The sequence below is a fragment of the Thermodesulfobacteriota bacterium genome, from assembly GCA_031082315.1.
In the GTDB taxonomy this organism is placed as follows: Bacteria; Desulfobacterota; QYQD01; order QYQD01; family QYQD01; genus QYQD01.
In genome coordinates, this window is the sequence record JAVHLC010000010.1 from 14113 (window position 1) to 34146 (window position 20034).

The following is a 20034-nucleotide window of genomic DNA, read 5'->3' on the forward strand; positions in this document are numbered from 1 at the left end:
TTCATCTTTTAAAATACCGGAATATCATTGCGTTATTGCAACTGATTATTGCATTCCTGCAATTTCTCTAACCCAATCCTCTGCATTAGGTCTCAACCCCTCCTCATTAATCTACATCGCACAACCAGAAATCATGCCCATGTCCCCGAGGTCTTACTAAAGAATTACTTGATATTTGCCGATGGAATTTGTTAAATAAGTAACATACACTACAAATGCTAAGGATTTCTTTGTTATGCTTGTCTGTTTTGACTCCAATCTTAATATCATGAAACTTGACGGGGTGATGGTATCCCTCCATTGCCATCATTATAATTGTGGGTTAGTCAAGGCGCTTGAAGAAATAGAGGAAATTAATGCGGTGGATATCTTTGTCCGTGCGGCAGCCGAAGAATTTTACCTTAATTTCAATAATTATATATTGAGTCTGGGAAAGGACAAGACCGATCGGGACAAGCTGGAGGCCGCCACTGAACTGTACCGGTTTATGGGGTTCGGCCGGTTGGATTTCTCGCAGTTGAATGAATCCGGGGGCAGGGCCTGGGCTGATTCCTCTTACTATGTGGTAGGCTGGTTGGCCAAATATGGCCGTCGCCGGAGACCAGTCTGCCATTTAACCCGTGGTTTTTTGGCGGGAATACTGGCGGCCATTTATGGAGGGACGGTGGGTAAATATAGGGTTGAGGAAGATCATTGCATGATTACGGGCTGCGATCGATGTGAATTTACCGTATCAGTTAATAAGTGATGGCTATGGACAGCAAAAAGGTAATAGAACTGGCTTCGCGCCTGCCCATTGAAAGTAATGAGCGGGGGATCATGGCTGCTTTTGGGATATACGCGGCCATAAATTACAATGAATTCTTTTTTAAGGCCGTCTCCCGTGTCATCCATAAGGTAGATGAGAATGCGGCGCAGGTAGTAGAGCAAAAACTTTATGACGCGGTGCTGGAATGCGGGTATCATACCTTCCACGGGGCACGGACATCCATGCACTGGCGGGAACACATCCTGCCCATGATCAAGTCTCCGGAAGACGAAGTTCAGGCCCTGGTGGCCTTTACCAATGTCTTTGGTATAGGATACATAGAAGTAGAAGAGCTGGCGCCGGGCGAGAGACTGGTCACGACAGTTAAGAACGCCTACGATCCCGGCCGTTATCTGGAGGAATATGGCCCCCAACCGCATGGCCGATGTTATATGTTTAATGCGTGTACAGCCTCCTATATGGACCTGGTTTATGGGCCTCGTTACCCGACCGGAATGGGTACGTTTGTCTCCCGCGAGATTTCATGCCGTTCCACGGGAGCTCCTATCTGCCGATTTATAGCCGAACGTAACATCAAGGAGTAGAAAGCCTTGACCGAAGGATATAGAAGCCCGGAGACTTGGGCAGGGAATATTAGTGCGTCGGCTATTCTGCATTCTCTGCCGGATGCCGTCCTTGTAACCGATCTGCAGGCGCGCATCACCTATTTTAATAGGGCCGCAGAGAAGATAACCGGGTTCCGGGGCCATGAAGCCCAGGGGATGTATTGCAAAGATGTTTTAAAGTCAGGGCTTTGTGAGACGGAATGTGCTGTCAAACGCGCCCTGGACAGCGATCAAAATATCTTTAATATTGAAACCACCATAACTACGGCTACCGGCGAAACCATCCCTGCCCTGGTCAGCGCCTCCCTGATCAAGGACTCAGCCGGCAAACTCGTGGGGTATTTGTATGCCTTTCGCGACATCTCACCTTTTAAAAAAATCATGTCTGATCTGGAAGTCTCCCGCGCCAAATTGGCGGAGAGGAATGCCGAACTTGACATGGCCATTGAAGAGTTAAAAATGACGCAGGGACAGCTTTTGCAGGCCCAAAAAATGGAGTCTTTGGGCACCCTGGCTGGAGGAATTGCGCATGATTTTAATAACATCTTAACCGGCATCCTGGGGTTTGCCTCTCTTATCAGGACCAAGCTCCCTGCAGACAGCCCTATCGCGCGCTATGTTATGCAGATCGAACGCTCGGCCGTACGGGCCGCAGAGCTTACCAGTATGATACTGACATTTGCCCGCCGTGGCCGTTTTGAGATCAAAACAGCCGACCTTAATGAGATTGTCCTGGAGGTATTACAAATACTAGGGCGAACAACGGATCGCAGTATTAAGATCGGCCATATTCTGTCACCTAAGCCTTGTTATGTGGATATAGATTCAGCCAAGATGGAGCAGGTTGTTATGAATATCTGCGTTAATGCCGTCGAGGCTATGCCCAATGGCGGGAAACTGACCATTAAGACCGAGGTGTCTTTTTATTCTTTTGACGGCATGGAGAAGAAATTGCCCCATCAGCCGACAGATGGGAAGTACGTCCGGCTTTCTGTTGTTGATACCGGTGGGGGCATGGATGGCGAAACCCGGCAGAGGATATTTGACCCTTTTTTTACCACTAAAGGAGAATCCGGCGGCACCGGCCTGGGCTTAGCTATGGTCTATGGTGTAATTAATGAATTCAACGGATACATTGAAGTTGAGAGTACACCCGGGGCCGGAACAGCATTCAGCGTATTCTTACCCATTTCTAAAAGCCCTTCTGAAGCAGAAAAGATAGAGGAGCAGGAGAAGGCCCCCGATGTTCCTAAAGGAAAGGGTGAAACCATCCTCCTGGTGGATGACGAGAGCATAATCCGTGAACTGGGCAAAGACGCATTGGAACAACTGGGGTACAATGTTTTCGTGGCCGAGGACGGTCTGGCGGCTATAGACTTATATGAAAAACACCGGGATAAGATCGATCTGGTTATCCTGGATCTGATCATGCCTAATCTGGGCGGGAAAGAGACCTTTGAGCGTTTGCGGCAGATAAATCCAGATATCAAGGTAGTTATCTCAACCGGCTATGCCAAGGACGGGGTATTGGAACCCCTGTTGGATAAAAAGGCGAATGGTTTTATAAAAAAACCTTATAAGATACAAAATATGGCCCGGGTGGTAAGAAGCGCCATCGGATCAACCTATTAATTCCCCGGCTCTCCCCTAAACGGATAAAACGTTTAAGCAGTAATTCTACAAAAATTCTCCCATAAGCTGGACTTTCCCCATTTTTAATGGAATCCGACGTTCCTGAGCGAAATTTACTGGAGTCCGCCTGCGGCGGACCTTAGGCGGATCGAGGGTGAGCAGGAAGGGGAAAGCCCGCCCTTCAGAGAGACTGTGTCGCAATGTCATTGCGAGGGAGTGAAACGACCGAAGCAATCTCACAACGTGTTGAAATCATAGAGATTGCTACGCCATTCGGTCGCTCGCAATGACAAATGATGATTATGACACAGTCTCAGAGGCTGGAAAGGGCAAGTGTTCACCTTAAGCATATCGGCATGGGACGCAGCGTCAAGGAGTACGTTGGCGGCGAAGTCGGGTGAACGAAAAGACTTGACTTTTTGTGTTTATGTCAGATAATCTCGCAAGTACATGCTGTTAATGAGTGGATCGAGATCTTCGCGGTTTGGGTAAAGTCAGTTACCGGCGGTACTTCCGCTTCCCTGCCCTAGAAGACTCAAGGCCGTTTATCCCATGTGTGGCCAAACGGCCTGCTCAGGTAGCCAAAGAATATGAAGGAGGTGAACGGGACGCGTACGGAGGCAACAGGATTGCACATTACAGGCGAGCCTCTTGCAAAATGTTCAATTTTGGCCAAGGTCAAGGAAGGCGAAGATTTTAACCGGAGGAATACTGGACGTATTTTGAGGATTAGAATCTGAGCCTGACGCAGAGATTGGGCAAAAGAGGACGTTTTGCAAGAGGCTCAGGAGGATTGCATATTATCGTAGCCTCTTGCAAAACTCTCAGTCATCCCCGAGTGTATCTATCGGGGATACGGTTTTCAGCCGGTTAGAACCAGATTCCCGCTGAGAATCACCGCGGGAATGACAGAACAAGGCCTTTTGCAAGGGCCTAATCGGTTAGATCAAGCCATACAAAAGGGGGTATGTCTTATGGAGGAGAATAAGCGGGGTATTAGTGAAGACTGGCTGGCCCTGTGGCTCGGCCTCTTTATTTTTGTCCTTTCTCTGGGTGCTTTTGGAGGCCTCGACATCCTTGGATGGGGGACAAAGACCAAGGTATGGATGGACTCATCCAAAGCCATATCGCCCGTGTCCAAGAATTATGCTTCGGTGGCCGGAGTGATTACCAAGATTGACGGCCAAAAGCTCACTCTCAAGAAGGCGGACGGCAAAGAGGAGACCGTCACCGTAACAGAGGACACAGCGGGCCTCAAGGTCGGAGGAGAGTACAAGAAGAAGGGGCTGTCCGGCATGGTTTCTCTGTTCTTAACCTATCTTGCCATGCTCATCATAATGGGGGTAGGGGCCAGACTGCTGGGCACGGACGTAGTCAAGTTTATCGTGGGTTTTTCCGTCGTGTTCTGGATAAGTTATGTATGCTGGTTTCTCGGACACTATGCATACATAGCGGCGACAACAAACGAGTTGAAAGATTACGGCATCCCATGGTCAATGAGTCTAACGGGGGAAGCCGGGTTCATCATTGCCCTCCTTGCCGGACTGGTCGTAGGCAACTTTTTCCCAAAACTATCTGAGACGTTGAAGGAGGCGTCTCGCCCTGAACTGTACATAAAGACCGCGATCGTCATTATGGGCGCCGGACTGGGTCTTAAGGCGGCCGAGTCGCTCAGCCTGGCGACAAACGTCATGTTTCGCGGGTTGTGCGCGATCGTGGAGGCCTATTTGATTTACTGGGCGGTGGTGTATTTTGTTGCCCGGAAGTACTTCAAGTTCAGCAGAGAATGGGCGGCTCCCCTGGCATCGGGCATATCTATTTGCGGCGTCTCGGCAGCAATAGCTACGGGTGCGGCCATAAGGGCGCGGCCGGTGGTGCCGATTATGGTTTCGTCCCTTGTAGTTGTCTTTGCCGTGGTGGAGATGATTATCCTGCCCTTCCTGGCACAGACCTTTCTGTGGACGGAGCCGCTGGTGGCAGGGGCATGGATGGCCCTCGCGGTCAAGACTGATGGAGGGGCTGTGGCAAGCGGCGCGATTGCGGACGCGCTGATAAGGGCGAAGGCCATTGCCATGGCGGGCATCAACTATCAGGACGGCTGGATAACCATGACAGCAACCACAGTGAAGATGTTTATTGATGTCTTCATCGGGATATGGGCATTCGTGTTGGCCATAGTCTGGTGTACCAAGATTGACCGCAAAGAGGGGCAGAAGGTTCAGGCGGTGGAGATATGGAGGAGATTCCCGAAGTTTGTGATCGGATATGTTGTGACCTTCTTCCTCCTGCTGACAATCTGTTTGCCGGCGGGTGCGCTTATCGGCCCCGTGGAAAGACAGATCAAACCGCTCAAACAGGAGATCTCCGGCGCGGAAAAGCGCATGGCAACCACGGCCGATCCAATGGCACTGGCGGCCCTGGATGCGCAAGTCAAGGACGCCAAGGCCAGGATAGAGGCGTTGAATGAGCAGATCAGGGAACCAAAGGCCACCATGGCCGCAGCAAAGACGGCAACCGATGAAGGCAACGTATTCAGGGTAATGTTCTTTGTATTCACCTTTTTTACCATCGGTATCATATCCAATTTCCGGAAACTGTGGGAGGAAGGCATAGGCAAACTGGCTGCGGTGTACGTACTGTGCCTGTTCGGGTTTATTATCTGGGTGGCCTTGCTCATCTCATGGCTCTTCTTCCACGGGGTAAAACCACCGGTGATAGGGGCATAGCAACCGTTCACCGTTATTCGTTATCCGTTGACCGTATGGACATGAAAAGTGCTCCTTTTCGGTGAGCCTCTCTGCGGACAGGCAGAAAATGGCAATCCCTTCTTCGTTGTTCGGCCACGGTTGTCCGTGAATAGTCCGCCGCAGCGGATCTCTTTCGGTGGACGGTAAGCAGTAAACGGTTATTGGCCACCACTGTCCGTAAGAACCGAACAAAACGTCTTTTTCGGTGAACGGCTAACGGTCAACGGTTACGGGGCATAGCCCCATAAAAAGTACAAGAGTTCAAAGGGCAAGGAGATCGTATGGTGCAGGAACAGAAGTTAGCAGAAGAACCGAAGTTGGCAGAAGAACTGAAGAAGATGGAGTACGAACCGCTTCTTCGGGTTGAGAAACAACTGATAGGGTGGAGCATAGGCCTTGGTGTAGGCCTGCTTTTCGTCCTTTACTGGGTCAGCTCGGTCTTTTTTCCGAGCGGGCACTAGGAGCCTGTCGGACTAGGGATGATCTACTGTGAAAAGTGGGATGACGGCCCTTTCATCCGGAACCGAAACAGTTCTGGATGGAGCTATCAGCATTCAGCTTAAGATGTTTGTATCCGTTCACCGTTGTCCGTAAGGACCTGAAAAGCGGCATTTTCGTAAATCCAATCGTGCTTTCCTTCGTTTGGCCACCACTGTCCGTAAGATCCGAGAAAAACGTCTTGTCGGCTAACGGTCAACGGTGAACGGTCACTTAGCCCACAATCTGAACGGAAACCTCACCTTTTTTCCGGGGCACTATTTCGCCAATGACAAAGGCCTTTTCTTTATTGGCCTGAGCCTGGAAAAGCACGTCCTGGGAGACTTCTGAGGGAACGATAAGTACCAGGCCAATACCGTTGTTAAACACCCTATACATCTCGTCATCTGTAACACGGCCTTCTTTCTGAATAAGGCTGAATATGGGGGGGATATCCCACGATCCCTTATGGATGATGGCCTTACAGCTTTGTGGCAGGATGCGCGGGATGTTATCTATGAAACCACCTCCGGTGATATGTGCAATACCGGATATCTTTTGATGTTTCAGGATATTGAGTATAGTTTTGGCGTAAATCCGGGTCGGTTCTAACAGCTCTTTGCCTAACGTCCGGCCTAACTCAGGAATCTCCTGTTCCAACTCCCACTTCAGCTCTTCAAAAAAGAGTTTACGCACCAGAGAGTAGCCGTTGCTATGCAGGCCGCTGGAGGCAAGGCCGATCAATTTACAGCCCACAGATATCTCAGAGCCATATATAATCTTATCCTGTTCGACTACGCCGACCACGAATCCGGCCAGATCATAGTCACCCGGTGCGTACATTCCTGGCATTTCCGCTGTTTCCCCGCCTATTAGAGAGCACCCGGCCTCCTTACACCCCTTGACAATGCCCTTGACTATGTCGACCGCTACATCAGGCAGCAACTTACCGGTAGATAGATAATCAAGAAAAAAGAGGGGTTGGGCGCCATGAACAATTATATCGTTTACGCACATGGCGACCAGATCTATGCCGATGGTGTCGTGTTTATTAAGAAGGGCGGCTATCTTTAGCTTCGTCCCCACACCGTCTGTTGAAGAGACAAGCACTGGTTTTTGATATCTGATGGCGCTTAAGGAGAACAGGCCGGCAAACCCGCCGAGTTCGGATATGACCGCGCTTTTGAAAGTAGAGGCCACCAGGGGCTTGATCTTGCTTATGAAACGGTCGGCCCGTGTAATATCAACACCGGCTTCGGTATAACGAGATGATTTACTCATGGCAAAATTAGAAATCCTTCCGGATATATTTTAGTATCAAGGGATGCACAAGAAGGTCTTTCTTATAGTGCACAGAGGCCTAAAAGTCAATAGCCACAATAAGGGTTAGGAAGTCCTTTTTTCGTCTATCTCGGCAAAGTTTAACGCTGTTGACGAATATCAATATTATGTTAAAATAGCTTTAATTTTAGCCAGACAGTGCGCCCGCCCTCCATTTAAAATTCCGGTTAAAGGCAGTATATTGACAGACTCCATAAATAGTAGCCACCGTTCTGAAGAAGATACCAATGCGTCTGAAAAGAAAACAAACTCGCTCGTCTCCCATGACCCGCTGCGTCAATATTTAATGGAGATCAACCGTTATCCCCTCCTCACCAGGGAAGAAGCGCAAGACCTGGCCTTGCGCTATTTTAAAGATAAAGATATGGAGGCCGCTTACGGGCTGGTGACTTCCAATCTTCGTCTGGTTGTGAAGATAGCGCTTGATTTCCAGAAGTACTGGATGCAGAATTTTTTGGATATTATCCAGGAAGGGAATATCGGGCTTATGCGGGCGGTGCGGAAATTCGACCCCTTTAAGGGGGTTAAGTTTTCCTATTATGCCTCTTACTGGATTAAGGCGTATATCTTGAAATTTATCATGGACAATTGGAGCCTGATAAAGATCGGAACCACCCAGGCACAACGAAAGCTTTTCTATAATCTTAAGAAGGAAAGGGATCGGCTGGATGCGTTGGGATATGAGCCGGTCCCCAAACTTATTTCAGAAAGGCTCCAGGTTAAAGAACAGGACGTAATAGAGATGGCGGAACGGATGGGAGGATGGGGGGTTTCGCTTGATGCCCCGGCCCAAAAAGACGATACGGGTAGTACGTACGGCAGCACTATAAGGGCGGAAGGGCCGGCGGTTGAAGATAAAATAGCACACTCAGAGCTTTCAGAGAAACTGCAACGTAAGCTAAGGGAATTTGGAGATACGCTGAAAGGGCGGGAGAAAGAGATATTTGAAATGCGCATGCTGGCAGAAATTCCTCTTACTCTCCGGGAAATCGGCGACAGGTTTGGTGTAACCAGAGAACGGGCACGCCAGATTGAGGCCGGCCTGATGAAACGCCTCAAGGACTATTTGAAGAAGGAACTGCCGAATATCGAAGATTATGTGGCAATTACCGGAGAGTAGGTTCTATATAATGGCTCATAGTTCATGGTTATGGGTTTATTGGAGGTATAACTTAATGCCGTATTGTAGAGTTGGTTACCTTTTGATTTTAACACTTACCTTCCTGTGCCTAAGCGCTTCTGTGGCGTATTCAGGAGCAGATGAAGGACAGGGAAAAGCCTACTATTATTATTTGCAGGCCCAGATGGAGTGGAAGGCCGGTAACCTGAAAGGTGCTGTTGACCAATATAAAAAGGCCCTGGATTATGACCCGCAGTCCGCTCAGTTGATGTTTGAACTGGCCTCTGCCCTGGCCCAACAAGAACATTTCCGGGACGCCCTTTACTGGGCGAGAAAGTCTGCGCAACTTGATGATTCGGTATCTGTTCACCTGCTGTTGGGCCGTATTTATACAAGCCTTGAACAGTTCGGGGAGGCTATTAATGAGTATGAGCAGATAATAAAGTCAAACCCCGAAGATCAGGAGTCCTATCTACTTTTGGGAATGCTTTATGCGAAAAACAAAGAATACGAGATGGCGGTTAAGACCTTAAAACGTCTGATAGAAAAAAACGATGAGGCATTAATGGCCTATTATTATCTGGGGCGGGTTTACTCTGAGACAAGGCTCTGGACGGAGGCGGAGAGATATTACTTAAAGGCCCTGGATATTAATCCATATTTTGAGCCGGCGCTTTTCGACCTGGCGGCCCTTTATGAGGCCGAGAGGAAACAGGATAAAGTAATTTCCATGTATGAACGGATCGTTTCCTTTCATCCCCATAATACTGAGGTGTTAATCCGGTTAGGGGGTTATTATCTCAGCGAAGGCCGATTTTCTGACGCCCTTAAACAATTCGAAGAGGCCAAGAAGGTCTCTCCCGATGATACCAGGGTGTTGGCGCGTATCGGCATGGTCTATCTGGCGGAAGGCAAGTATGACGAAGCTATTAAGGAACTGGAGAAGGCGCTTTCGGCCAAACCCGATGATGACAGGGCGCGTTATTACCTGGCCGCGGCGTATGCCGAGAAAGGGGAGCTTGACCGGTCCATTGAAGAATATAAGAAAATCCCGGATGGATCAGAGGCCTACGTTGAGGCACGCATACAACTGGCCAATATCCTGCGTCGGCAGAAGAGGCCGGATGAAGCTATAGCGATCTTACAGGAAGCCATATCTTCCAAATCAATAAAGTCCGGGCTTTATATCGCCCTGGCTTATGCTTATGAGGATACCGACCGGCTGGACCAGGCAGAGTCCGTTTTGCGGGAGGGCATCAAAAAGTTCCCTGAAGACATAGAGCTCCAGTTTCAGTTAGGAGTGGTTTTTGATAAGCGTGGTGAGAAGGAAAAGAGCATAGCGAAGATGGAGGAGGTTCTCGTTGCTAATCCCCGGCATGCCTATGCCTTGAACTATCTGGGTTATACCTATGCGGACTTAGGAGTTAAGCTGGACGAAGCGGAAAAAATGATCAAAGAGGCCCTCCAGATAAGGCCTGACGATGCCTATATTACAGATAGCCTGGGTTGGGTATATTACAAAAAAGGACGTTATGACGAAGCTATTAAGGAACTGGAAAAGGCGAACGAATCGGTGGGAGGAGATCCTGTAATATCCGAACACCTGGGGGATGTCTATTACAAGAAAGGACTTTTCCCCAAAGCGCTGGAAAGTTATCTTAAAGCAGAGTCTGCCTATACCAAAAAGGAAGACAAGGACAAGGTTTCCGCCAAGATAGAGGAAGTCATGTCTATACTGGGGAAAGATAGCCTGAACGACAAATAAAAACAAAAAATAGTACGCAATGAAACGCCGACAGGTCGGCACAAAGAACAATAAAATACACATGTCGCATAGCGACACAAAGGACAATGAAAATAATCCCCCCAGGCCCCCCTTTGCTAAAGGGGGGTGTTAAAAGTCCCCCTTTGGAAAAGGGGGATACAGGGGGATTTTCAGGTGAAAAAGTCATTCCTGCCCCGTGTGTCATTCCTGCGAAGCTTGTCCCTGACCCCGATCAGGGAGCAGGAATCCAGAAACTAAACCCCTGGATTCCGTGTCAGGCACGGAATGACAGATAAGAGGTATTCCCAGGTGAAAAAACTGATTTTTCTCTTGCTGATTTTGTTGACAACGGCCTCCTGTGCAGTAGCGCCGAAAGCTATTGAACAGCCCGGCGATAAGACAAGCGCCCTTGAAAAGGAGATAAGGGCCTGCCTTGACCGGCGCAATGGGGCAATGAGCGGCTTTGAGGCCGAGGCTGATATAACCCTTGCGTATTCAGGCGTAGATTACAGAGGCCAAGCCCTGATTGTAGGACAGGGGCCGTCTTCACTGCGTCTGGACTGTCTCGGTCTTTTCAGCCAACCGGTCTTATCTTTTGCCACGGATGGAGAACATTTTGCCCTTATTTCTGTCCTGGCCATGAGATATTACGACGGGAATCTGTCGTCACCGGCTGTGGCCTCTCTTATCCCAGGCGGCGTACAAATACAGGATATATATCACTGGTTCCTGGGAGGCTTTGATTTTAAAGACCGGCGGCTGATTTCCATTTATCCTCATAAGCTTAATCCGTCTCTGGTGGTAATGGAACTATCGAATGAACGATCAGGATTAAGGGAGGAGGTCTGGCTTGAACCATCGGAAGGCGTGGTTAGGCGACTGGTATTAAAGGATATCCGGGACAATGAGCTTCTAACTGCAGAAAGCGATGGCGTGGTAAAAAATGGGGATTTCTCTTATCCGGGAGCGGTCTGTTTTTCTCTGCCGTTATCCGGACTGCGCCTATCCATGGCCTACAAAAAGGTAAATCTTTTATCCAATGCGCCTTCTATGGTATTTTCCCTCCCCTGCCCGCCAGGATTCCAGCATAAAACCTTCAATTAATATGCGGTTCCTGGCCGACAAAATGTTGGGCAAGCTTGCCAGGTGGCTGCGCATCCTGGGTTTTGATACCATTTATCTGGAGTATCCTGTTTTGCCTGAAATAAGGGAGCAAGTAGCGCAAGGGCGCATCTTTTTAACCCGCGACAGAAGACTGCTACATAACGTTCCCGGCGAGGTATTTATCTCCTCAGACCATGTGGATGCGCAGCTCGGACAGCTCTACAGGACAGGCCATATCGACTTTAAAGAGGAGATGTGGTTTAGCCGCTGTATTTTGTGTAACGTGCCGCTTACAAATGTCTCCAATGAAGCGGTAGATACCCTGGTGCCGGAATACGTACGCCGGACGGCTTCTTCATTCGCCCGGTGTCCCCTTTGTGGGAAGGTTTACTGGCCGGGCAGCCATCTAAACCGGATGAAGGAGAGAATAGGGCTTATAAAGCTTCAGTCCGCAAAATCACTTCCTGCGCCCTAAACGGCCCGGTCACTTGACAGTAAGCCTTCTCCGTGTTAGAGAACACGAGAAATTGTACCATCTTTTGCGCCCCCGTAGCTCAGGTGGATAGAGCACCAGATTCCTAATCTGGGTGTCGTGCGTTCGAGTCGCGCCGGGGGCACCAGTAAAATTAAAGGCTATCCTCCTCGGCGGATAGCCTTTTTGTTTTTGGTCACCTATTGGTTACCTGTTTTTTGCAGGTGGTTACTAATACGTTACTAAAACCGAAAGGGGCTATCTGACTGTATCAGATAGCCCCTTGATCTTCCTGGTGGAGATGATGGGGATCGAACCCACGACCTCCACGTTGCGAACGTGGCGCTCTCCCAGCTGAGCTACATCCCCTCTGGCATTAAACACCTTAATCTGCCTGTATCTTTAATATCTTTGCCGGTATCTGTCAAGGAACGATTGCCCCCCTGATCCACCAGCAAGGCATCATCTGCGGCGTTGCCTTCGATCGCTCCTCGGCGCCTTGCATCTAATATCTTGCTGGTGATCAGGAATAATCCATAACCTGCTGATTTTAATCTCGATAGCTAAATTAGACGGTGGATTTGGGGCCCCTGATTACCGGCAAGTTACGCTCAGAAATGATGGTTTCCATAAAGATGTGGGGAAAGTCCACACGATTCCAAAGGCCACCTATTACTGTGGCATAGTGTCAATTCCTGCGATAAACGACAAGCCGCCGTTTTTCGTGCGTAACCGGCAGGGTAATTCCCAGGTTATTGACCAGATGAAAGACCTGGAGCCGGGCATCCCGGGCCACGGCGTCAATCTCCTCCTGCACCCGCGGCCCTTTCATGGCAATGGCATAACCCTTCTCTTTGAGAACAAATCGGGACAAATCGAGGAAGATTTTTAAGTCAAAAGCCGCCCGCGAGATGACCACGTCAAATTTTTCGCGCCATTGCAGCTCTTGGGCCATAGCCGCATCCAGATGCAGACGCTCGGCCCGGATTCCCCGAAGGCCGAGGGCGCGGATTATATGTCTTACAAAAAAGACCTTCTTCTCTCTGGCCTCGACCAGGGTTATAGAAAATCCCGGATTGGCTATCTTCAGCGGGATACCCGGGAACCCGGCCCCTGAGCCTATATCCAGGACATGGCTGTGCGGCGGGATAAGGGGAAGCGGCGTCAGTGAATCTATAAAATGTTTAGAGATAATTTCTCGGTCGGTCTTCAGGGCGGTCAGATTTATTTTTTTATTCCATTCCTTTAACTCCGCAAGATAGAACAGAAATTTCTCTACCTGGGAGTCAGAAAGGAATATATTGATCTCAGCGGCTGCCTGTAGTAAAAGCTCTGATGCCGATCCCTTCACCTGAGAATCCCCCTGACCCCTTTGATAAAAGGGAAATCGCCCTATCCCGGTGGACTCGTAATGACACTGTCCCCAAAGAATATTATTTGCCGATGCAGAACTGGCTGAAGATACGGTCCAGGACGTCTTCCGGTGTGGACTGCCCAGTGATCTCACCCAGGCGATCGAGGGCCTCCTGAATGTCGATAGCTACTATATCCGGCGTGATCCCCTTAAGAAGGTTCTCCCGGGCCTGGCCAAGAAAAGGCAGGGCCTGGGCCAGGGCCGCATACTGCCGGGCATTGGGAATAATGGCGGTATCTGGCATATCCGCTGCGCCTCCGACCACAGCCGAAAAAACAGCCTCTTTGAGTTTTCCCAGATTCGTCCCCCGGAGGGCGGAAATCACTACCAGGTCTCTGGGGCCAAAAAATTCGCGCAGCCTCTCTGTATCCAGCTTAATGCCCAAGTCCATCTTATTGACTACGACTATGAAGACCCGGCCCTGGATGTCCTTATAAATCTCGTAATCCTCCGGGCTCAAATCAGCGCTGCCGTCTATCACGAAAAGGAGCAGATCGGCCCCGGCTATCCGCTTTCGGGTCAGCTTTATGCCGATTCCCTCTATCTCATCGCGTGCCTCCCGGAGGCCGGCGGTATCGATAATCTTAACCGGTATCCCCTGCACGTTTAAAAGCTCTTCGATAATATCCCGAGTTGTCCCGGGTATGGCCGTAACAATGGCCCTTTCCTCCTCCAGTAAGGCGTTCAGAAGACTGGATTTGCCGACATTGGGTCTGCCCATTATGGCCACCGTGACTCCTTCCCGGTAAACCCTTCCCTGTTCGTAAGAGGCCAGGAGGGCCCGAATGGGTTTGACCACCTCGCCTTCCAGCCGGTGGGCCAGTTTTTCGGCCTCCACGATCTCCACATCCTCCTCCGGAAAGTCTATGGCCACTTCCAGGACAGCCAGCGCATCCAACAGGCCGTTTTTTATAGTATTCACCCGCTCCGTAAGTCCGCCCATAAGCTGGCCGGTAGCCAGCTTGAGGCCACGGCTCGTTCGCGCCGCGATACTCTCCATAACCGCCTCGGCCTGCGTAAGGTCAATCCGCCCGTTCAGGAAGGCCCGTTTGGTGAATTCACCCGTATCAGCCAGGCGGGCGCCACAGGCCAGAACCACAGACAGTATTCTCTGCAAAATGATATAGCCGCTGTGGCAGTTTATCTCGGCCACGTCTTCACGCGTGTAGGTATGCGGACGGCGCATCACGGAGAGGAGGACTTCGTCTATGACCTCTCCGTTTGCCGGATCAACGATGTGTCCGAAATAGAGGTGATGACTCTGGAAGTGATCGATGGGGTTACGGGGCCGAAAGATATTACGAACTATGTCTTCGGCCCGGGGGCCGCTGATTTTGATTATCCCGATACCACCTGCGCCTACCGGCGTGGCTATAGCCGCTATGGTATCCCCGTGACGATACATATATGCGGTAGGCAGAATAAGTCATCCCTGCGAAGCTTGTCCCTGACCCCAGCCAGGGAGCAGGAATCTATATCCTAAATTCCCGTTAGAGTTTACCCCTGGATTCCCGCCGGAATTTATCCGCCCTAGGAGCCTGTCGGACTTAGAGGATCTAACGGGACATACCTTTTGCTTTTCCCCGCTCCCGCGCGAAAACGGCAACCTTTTTCAACAGTCCATCCCCGATACTTTTGGTCTTAACGACCGGATCATTTTGCAGGGCGATATGTATGGCGCGCCTGTCCGCAGCACTAAGCAGGTCTGTATAGAATGATTTTCCCGTCTTCTGGGCTCTCTCTTTAAGGCGCATGGCCATCTCGGTAAGATAAGCCTTTCGCCTCTCCCGGTAACCCTCACAGTCCAAAACCACCTGGATTTTTTCTCCGGCTACCTTACTGAGCATCTTGTTTAAGAGATATTGCAGCGCATCAATGGTCTGCCCCTGTTTGCCAATAAGGAGACCCGCATCCTTACCCCGGAGGTTAAGGACTTCGAAGCCATTCTCAACGCTGCTTTCTACGGCCAGGTCAAAATCAAGCAAAGCAATCAATTCCTGTAATATCTGCTCCGGATCAGCCTTCTCTATTCCGGGTTCTTCAGGCTGCGCTTCCGGAGCCGGGACGCTGACCCGAACCTTTGCCTTTTTCAAACCCAGACCAAACACGCCGCTCGACCCGGTAGAAATAACCTCGATCTTTAAATGTTCCCGGGGGAGACCCAACTCCTGACAGGCCAACTCTATAGCTTCTTCTACTGTTTTTCCTTCAAATATACTTTCTGACATGCGACCCCCCACTTATCATGCAGCCTTCTTGTTGATATAATACTGCTGACCAATGGATAGAATGTTGTTAACCAGCCAGTATAAGACCAGGCCGGCAGGGAAATTGACAAACAAAAAAGTAAAGATGACCGGCAGGAGTAACATTATCTTGGCCTGGACAGGATCGCCGGTGGTAGGGGTCATCTTCTGCTGAATAAACATGGATGCCCCCATAAAAATGGTTAAAATCGGCAATCCGCCCACATACGGTATATCAAAACCTACCGGCAGCCGATCCGGCGCCGAGAGATCATTTATCCACAACGCAAACGGGGCATGGCGTAATTCTATGGCGTTCAACAGCACCTTATAAAGGGCGAAAAAGACCGGGATCTGGAGAAACATGGGCAGGCATCCCCCCAGGGGGTTGATCTTGTAGGTTTTGTAAAGCCCCATGAGCTCTTCGTTCATTTTCTGTTTGTCATCCTTGTACTTCTCGCGGATTTTGGCCATCTTAGGTTGTAGCTTTTGCATCTCCTTCATGGAATGGTAACTCTTATGCGTAAGAGGCCAAAAAAGGATTTTGATTAAGACTGTTACCAGAATAATAGCAACCCCGTAATTATGGATAAAGCGGTCAAAAATATTTAATGTAAGCAACAGGGGCTTGGCAATGATGTCAAACCAGCCAAAATCCACGGATTTTTCCAATTTCAGGCCCAACGGCTTGAGGGAAGAGAGGTCTTTGGGACCAAGATATAGCTGGTAATTCAGAGTGGTTTGCTTCTGGGCCGGGATAACCACCGAAGGATAAATAAAAGAGGTGAGAGTAACATCCCCCTTTATTTTCGACATCCTCACATGACCTGATTCCACGACCCGCGGGACAATAGCGGATATAAAGTATCTATCCTCATAAGCCACCCAGGACACCTTACCGTTAAGTACCCTGTCTTCTTTCAATTTTTTAGCCGCTATCTCTTCCAGGGTATCATTAACATAAGCGGCCGGGCCATTAAAGGTATAGCCATTGTCTTTGTCATAGGGGCGGTTAATGAGGTCCAAAGACACGTCTTCGCGCACCGGCTGGGTAGTCGGGTTAAAAACCATCATCTCGAGGTCTATCTTATATGTATCGTTATAAAAAATATATTTTCTTATAAATTGCCAGCCCTCCGGAGAAACATAAGCCAGTGAAAGGGCAGCCTGATTTTTTTTCGGATCAAGGTCTATGGCATAGCAGTCGGCCTTAAATACGGCATCCTGCACCTGCGGAAGGAGTCCGCCGGGGAAACTCATCCCCAGAGGAAGGTAAACGGGCTGCTCTACCTTAATCAGCTCCTTAAGGGGGGATTTTTCGTCCAAACTCTCCCGGTATTTCTTCAGCTTAAAACTCTTGAGACGTCCGCCGAATTCGGTAAAGGTAGCCTCATAAAAATTTGTGGAAACAACAATATCTTTGGCCGAGGAAATATCGCCGGCCGCGCTTTCCGAGGGTTTTAGCGGTACAGGAACGGGCTGAACAGCCGACTGGCTTTGGGCAGGCGTGGACTGCACCTCTGATTTTGCCGTAGGCGTTTTCTGTGTTTCAGGCTGTTCGGCAAAAAAATATTGGTATATTACTAAAGTAAGTATAGACAAGACTACGGCAAAAACAGTTTTGCGGTCCATGTATTATCTTCTCCGGTGAATAAGGTCGCCTATTTTTCTCTAACAGGGTCGTATCCGCCCCTATGGAAGGGATGACACCTTAGAATCCGCATGCCGGCCATGAGAATCCCCCTTGCCGGCCCATAATGTTCTATAGCTTCAATGGCATACTGAGAACAGGTCGGTATAAACCGGCAGGAGGGTTTTAAGACAGGAGAAATAAGGCACTGATACAGCCTGATTATTGCGATACATAATTTCTTCAACATGTTCGAAGCAAAGGCGATTTCTTCAGCTCATGCTCAATATCCGGATATGCAGGCCTCGATGGCAGGCTTCTGACCGAAAAAATATAGTCATTTGAAGGCGGAAAACAGGATTTATGCAGGCGAAAAAACTCTCTTATCAACCGCTTCATCCTGTTGCGCCTTACCGCGCCTTTTATTTTACGGCTAATAGCTATACCCATGCGAGGTATTCCGAGGTCATTGGACCGGACAATGATGATAAAGTGTTGTGTTGCAATACGCTTACCTGACTTGTATGCAGCGACATAATCTTGTCTTCTGCGTACCCTGTCAACCTTCTTGAGCGCATACCCTCCCATATCTTCTGATACGCCACTAATGATTTTCTCAGTTAACCTTTAGGGCCGCTATACCGTAAGGCGCTTTCGCCCCTTAGCCCTTCTCCTGTTGATTACAGCTCTCCCGGCTCGTGTTCTCATCTTACTTAAGAACCCATGCGTCCTCTTGCGTCTAATGTTACTGGGTTGAAATGTTCTCTTCATGAGTCCATCTCCATATCTATCTAATTGGAATAAAAGACAATTTAATGCCTTATTAAAAGTTGATTACTTAAACATATATTTGCATACCTGTCAAGTAGCGGAGAAAAATCCGGCACTCAAAGGCGCGAGAGATAAAAAGGCGGCCCTTATTCAGGTGTTATATTGGCGGAAGTGCATGGGAATCGAACCCACCCGAGAGGCTACTAACCCCCCGCACCGGATTTGAAGTCCGGGAGCCTCACCAGAGAGCTATCCACTTCCAGCTTGAGTATATATAAACCTTAAAATACGTTGTCAAGTTTTAAACCGGCCCAGAGTTCCCTGAGTTTTTAGGAGACCTCTTTCTCTGAGCGAAACTTGCTGAAGCAGTGGGGCACCCACCGGGGCAAGCAGGAAGGGGAAAGCCAGCCCTTTAGAGGCTGGAAGGGGCAAGTAGTCCCCGCCTGCGAACCCCGAAAGGGTCACTGCGCAAGCCGTGAAGCGAAGAGATAAAGGTTCACCCAAGAAAAGCCGGAAGTCGCAAGGCCGCAGAGGGAACAGAAAAATAGCTATTTTTCTCCTTTGTTATCAATGAGATATACAAAAAAACCTTGACACTTACGCCCTTATCCGGGTAGAAGTCGCCTTATGGAATGGAAGTCATCTATACAAAAGTGGATTCTTCTGCCGATAATAGGCCTGACTGCGTGGCTGGTTTTTGCGGCTGCCCGTCCCGACGGGGAGACCAGCGGAACTTACTGTAATCCTTATTCCACGGAACAGGTCAGAAAAATGATGCGGTTCCACGGCACATTAGCTGCCAAGTTTGATGGACAGACCTGGTGGTATAAGTCAAGGGGGCATTGGCTGCGGCTGGACAATGCCGAGGCCAGACGGCGGTGTTGTATTTAGTTAGTTTCCATCCGAAAAACCCAAAATTTCGGATGGAGCAATCAGCTCTCAGCTATCAGCATTCAGCTTAATATGTTGTTTGTTTTAGGTTTTTGCTGACGGCTGAAAGCTGATCGCTGAGAGCTTGAAGCCGGAAACGGTAGTTTCCGGATGAAAACTAGTTATTCGTTCTCTGGTCAATAATCAAATGTTTCAGGACATCCCAGGACTTCTCTAACTTCTCCTCTTCTTCTTTACGCTGTCTTTCCGCCTCTACAGGGTCTGTAACACTGTAATAGATGATCTGTTTTCGCCCATCGGGTAAGGTAATCTCCTTAGAACCTACCATACGCCCCGGGTCATATCTCCTATGCCTTTCCCGCTCCTCGTACTCGGTCTTAATGAGAAGCTGGATGGTCTCGTCACTTACCCCGGCCTTTTTTAGTTTTATGATTTCCTCTGTCGTAAGGGCAAAGGCTCCGGTGGTAACCCCAAAAATCAAAATGAGACAAACCATGATGGAGCAGAAATATCCGGCAGTTCGTCCCCTGAATAACGCGCCGGGACGATCCGTCTTTGGCAGGCTACCAGTGACAAACGAGCAATTATGGGGGAAGACAGCCGTTCCGGCTGTCCTGGATATGTAACGGTTAGCCATTTGGTTTTGACGTATCTAAAAACTATGCCTTGACAGACTTTCCCTTCCCGGCCTTTTTCTCTTCCTGCATCTTTACCACCGGGCAGGTCATAGTGTGCCGTATGGCCTTTATGGTCTGTATCTTGGTAAGAACCACGTCCGAGAGTTCATCGTGATCCCTGGCCTCAACCTCAATAATAATATCATACGGCCCCATTATGACATCCAGCCTTTTAACCCCTTTTATCCTGGAAACGGTCTTCGCCACCTCGGCGGTCTTGCCTATGGCCGTGTTGATAAGTACATACGCTTTTATAGACATGGCTTCCTCCTCGTAATATTTTTCAGTTATTTCAAATCTATACTACAGACGACACGATAAATCAACGCACAAAATCCCTTGTCAAATAGCAGTAAATAATATAATTTCAAGA

At 49.2% G+C, this 20034-nt stretch carries 19 protein-coding genes and 3 tRNA genes; 11 read left to right on the plus strand and 11 right to left on the minus strand.

All coding sequences use genetic code 11. The features are described from left to right. Window positions 1–235 precede the first annotated feature (235 nt). The 5 genes from RDU59_09605 (at window position 236) to RDU59_09625 (ending at window position 6214) form a co-directional block, all read left to right on the plus strand. Window positions 236–748 carry a 4-vinyl reductase gene (locus tag RDU59_09605; GenBank protein ID MDQ7838728.1) on the plus strand — a complete coding sequence of 171 codons (513 nt, stop codon included), beginning with the start codon at window positions 236–238 and terminating at the stop codon, window positions 746–748. A gap of 5 nt (window positions 749–753) precedes the next feature. Beyond that, window positions 754–1353 carry a hypothetical protein gene (locus tag RDU59_09610; protein ID MDQ7838729.1) on the plus strand — a complete coding sequence of 200 codons (600 nt, stop codon included), beginning with the start codon at window positions 754–756 and terminating at the stop codon, window positions 1351–1353. A 6-nt stretch (window positions 1354–1359) separates the two neighbouring features. Next, complete coding sequence (locus RDU59_09615; GenBank protein ID MDQ7838730.1) at window positions 1360–3006, plus strand: response regulator; 1647 nt, start codon at window positions 1360–1362, stop codon at window positions 3004–3006. 974 nt (window positions 3007–3980) lie between these two features. Next, window positions 3981–5732, plus strand: coding sequence for a putative sulfate exporter family transporter (locus RDU59_09620; protein MDQ7838731.1), 1752 nt, complete (start codon window positions 3981–3983; stop codon window positions 5730–5732). 302 nt (window positions 5733–6034) lie between these two features. After that, the gene (locus RDU59_09625) at window positions 6035–6214 is read left to right on the plus strand and encodes a hypothetical protein (protein MDQ7838732.1); all 180 of its coding nucleotides are present in this window, start codon (window positions 6035–6037) and stop codon (window positions 6212–6214) included. Between the two features lie 250 nt (window positions 6215–6464). On the opposite strand, the gene purM is transcribed toward RDU59_09625, so the two are convergent. Then, on the minus strand, window positions 6465–7511 hold the full coding sequence (purM, locus tag RDU59_09630) for a phosphoribosylformylglycinamidine cyclo-ligase (protein MDQ7838733.1): 1047 nt from the start codon (window positions 7509–7511) through the stop codon (window positions 6465–6467). 241 nt (window positions 7512–7752) lie between these two features. Between purM and RDU59_09635 the strand changes: the two genes are divergently transcribed. From RDU59_09635 to RDU59_09655, 5 genes are all read left to right on the plus strand, one after another. Next, window positions 7753–8691 carry an RNA polymerase factor sigma-32 gene (locus RDU59_09635; GenBank protein ID MDQ7838734.1) on the plus strand — a complete coding sequence of 313 codons (939 nt, stop codon included), beginning with the start codon at window positions 7753–7755 and terminating at the stop codon, window positions 8689–8691. 55 nt (window positions 8692–8746) lie between these two features. Next, entirely contained in the window at window positions 8747–10456 is a 1710-nt protein-coding gene (locus RDU59_09640) for a tetratricopeptide repeat protein (protein MDQ7838735.1), read from the plus strand. Between the two features lie 309 nt (window positions 10457–10765). Further along, entirely contained in the window at window positions 10766–11560 is a 795-nt protein-coding gene (locus tag RDU59_09645; GenBank protein ID MDQ7838736.1) for a hypothetical protein, read from the plus strand. A gap of 1 nt (window position 11561) precedes the next feature. After that, window positions 11562–12035, plus strand: coding sequence for a Mut7-C RNAse domain-containing protein (locus RDU59_09650; GenBank protein ID MDQ7838737.1), 474 nt, complete (start codon window positions 11562–11564; stop codon window positions 12033–12035). A 68-nt stretch (window positions 12036–12103) separates the two neighbouring features. Then, window positions 12104–12180, plus strand: a tRNA-Arg gene (locus tag RDU59_09655). 145 nt (window positions 12181–12325) lie between these two features. On the opposite strand, the gene RDU59_09660 is transcribed toward RDU59_09655, so the two are convergent. The 8 genes from RDU59_09660 to RDU59_09695 form a co-directional block, all read right to left on the minus strand. Continuing rightward, window positions 12326–12401: transfer RNA gene (locus RDU59_09660), tRNA-Ala, on the minus strand. 319 nt (window positions 12402–12720) lie between these two features. Then, on the minus strand, window positions 12721–13383 hold the full coding sequence (rsmG, locus tag RDU59_09665) for a 16S rRNA (guanine(527)-N(7))-methyltransferase RsmG (GenBank protein ID MDQ7838738.1): 663 nt from the start codon (window positions 13381–13383) through the stop codon (window positions 12721–12723). Window positions 13384–13465: 82 nt separating this feature from the next. Beyond that, window positions 13466–14851: a tRNA uridine-5-carboxymethylaminomethyl(34) synthesis GTPase MnmE gene (mnmE, locus tag RDU59_09670; protein ID MDQ7838739.1), complete on the minus strand. Its 1386-nt coding sequence runs from the start codon at window positions 14849–14851 to the stop codon at window positions 13466–13468. A 151-nt stretch (window positions 14852–15002) separates the two neighbouring features. Beyond that, window positions 15003–15674 carry an RNA-binding cell elongation regulator Jag/EloR gene (gene jag, locus RDU59_09675; GenBank protein MDQ7838740.1) on the minus strand — a complete coding sequence of 224 codons (672 nt, stop codon included), beginning with the start codon at window positions 15672–15674 and terminating at the stop codon, window positions 15003–15005. A gap of 15 nt (window positions 15675–15689) precedes the next feature. Further along, on the minus strand, window positions 15690–17324 hold the full coding sequence (yidC, locus tag RDU59_09680) for a membrane protein insertase YidC (GenBank protein MDQ7838741.1): 1635 nt from the start codon (window positions 17322–17324) through the stop codon (window positions 15690–15692). A 29-nt stretch (window positions 17325–17353) separates the two neighbouring features. After that, window positions 17354–17572: a membrane protein insertion efficiency factor YidD gene (gene yidD / locus RDU59_09685; protein MDQ7838742.1), complete on the minus strand. Its 219-nt coding sequence runs from the start codon at window positions 17570–17572 to the stop codon at window positions 17354–17356. 386 nt (window positions 17573–17958) lie between these two features. After that, complete coding sequence (gene rpmH, locus RDU59_09690) at window positions 17959–18093, minus strand: 50S ribosomal protein L34 (GenBank protein ID MDQ7838743.1); 135 nt, start codon at window positions 18091–18093, stop codon at window positions 17959–17961. A gap of 163 nt (window positions 18094–18256) precedes the next feature. Further along, a tRNA-Sec gene (locus RDU59_09695) sits at window positions 18257–18354 on the minus strand. A gap of 366 nt (window positions 18355–18720) precedes the next feature. Between RDU59_09695 and RDU59_09700 the strand changes: the two genes are divergently transcribed. Next, the gene (locus RDU59_09700; protein ID MDQ7838744.1) at window positions 18721–18984 is read left to right on the plus strand and encodes a hypothetical protein; all 264 of its coding nucleotides are present in this window, start codon (window positions 18721–18723) and stop codon (window positions 18982–18984) included. 157 nt (window positions 18985–19141) lie between these two features. On the opposite strand, the gene RDU59_09705 is transcribed toward RDU59_09700, so the two are convergent. Both RDU59_09705 and RDU59_09710 read right to left on the minus strand, forming a co-directional pair. Continuing rightward, window positions 19142–19480 carry a hypothetical protein gene (locus RDU59_09705; protein ID MDQ7838745.1) on the minus strand — a complete coding sequence of 113 codons (339 nt, stop codon included), beginning with the start codon at window positions 19478–19480 and terminating at the stop codon, window positions 19142–19144. A gap of 163 nt (window positions 19481–19643) precedes the next feature. Further along, window positions 19644–19922 carry an Lrp/AsnC ligand binding domain-containing protein gene (locus tag RDU59_09710; GenBank protein MDQ7838746.1) on the minus strand — a complete coding sequence of 93 codons (279 nt, stop codon included), beginning with the start codon at window positions 19920–19922 and terminating at the stop codon, window positions 19644–19646. Between the last annotated feature and the right edge of the window lie 112 nt (window positions 19923–20034).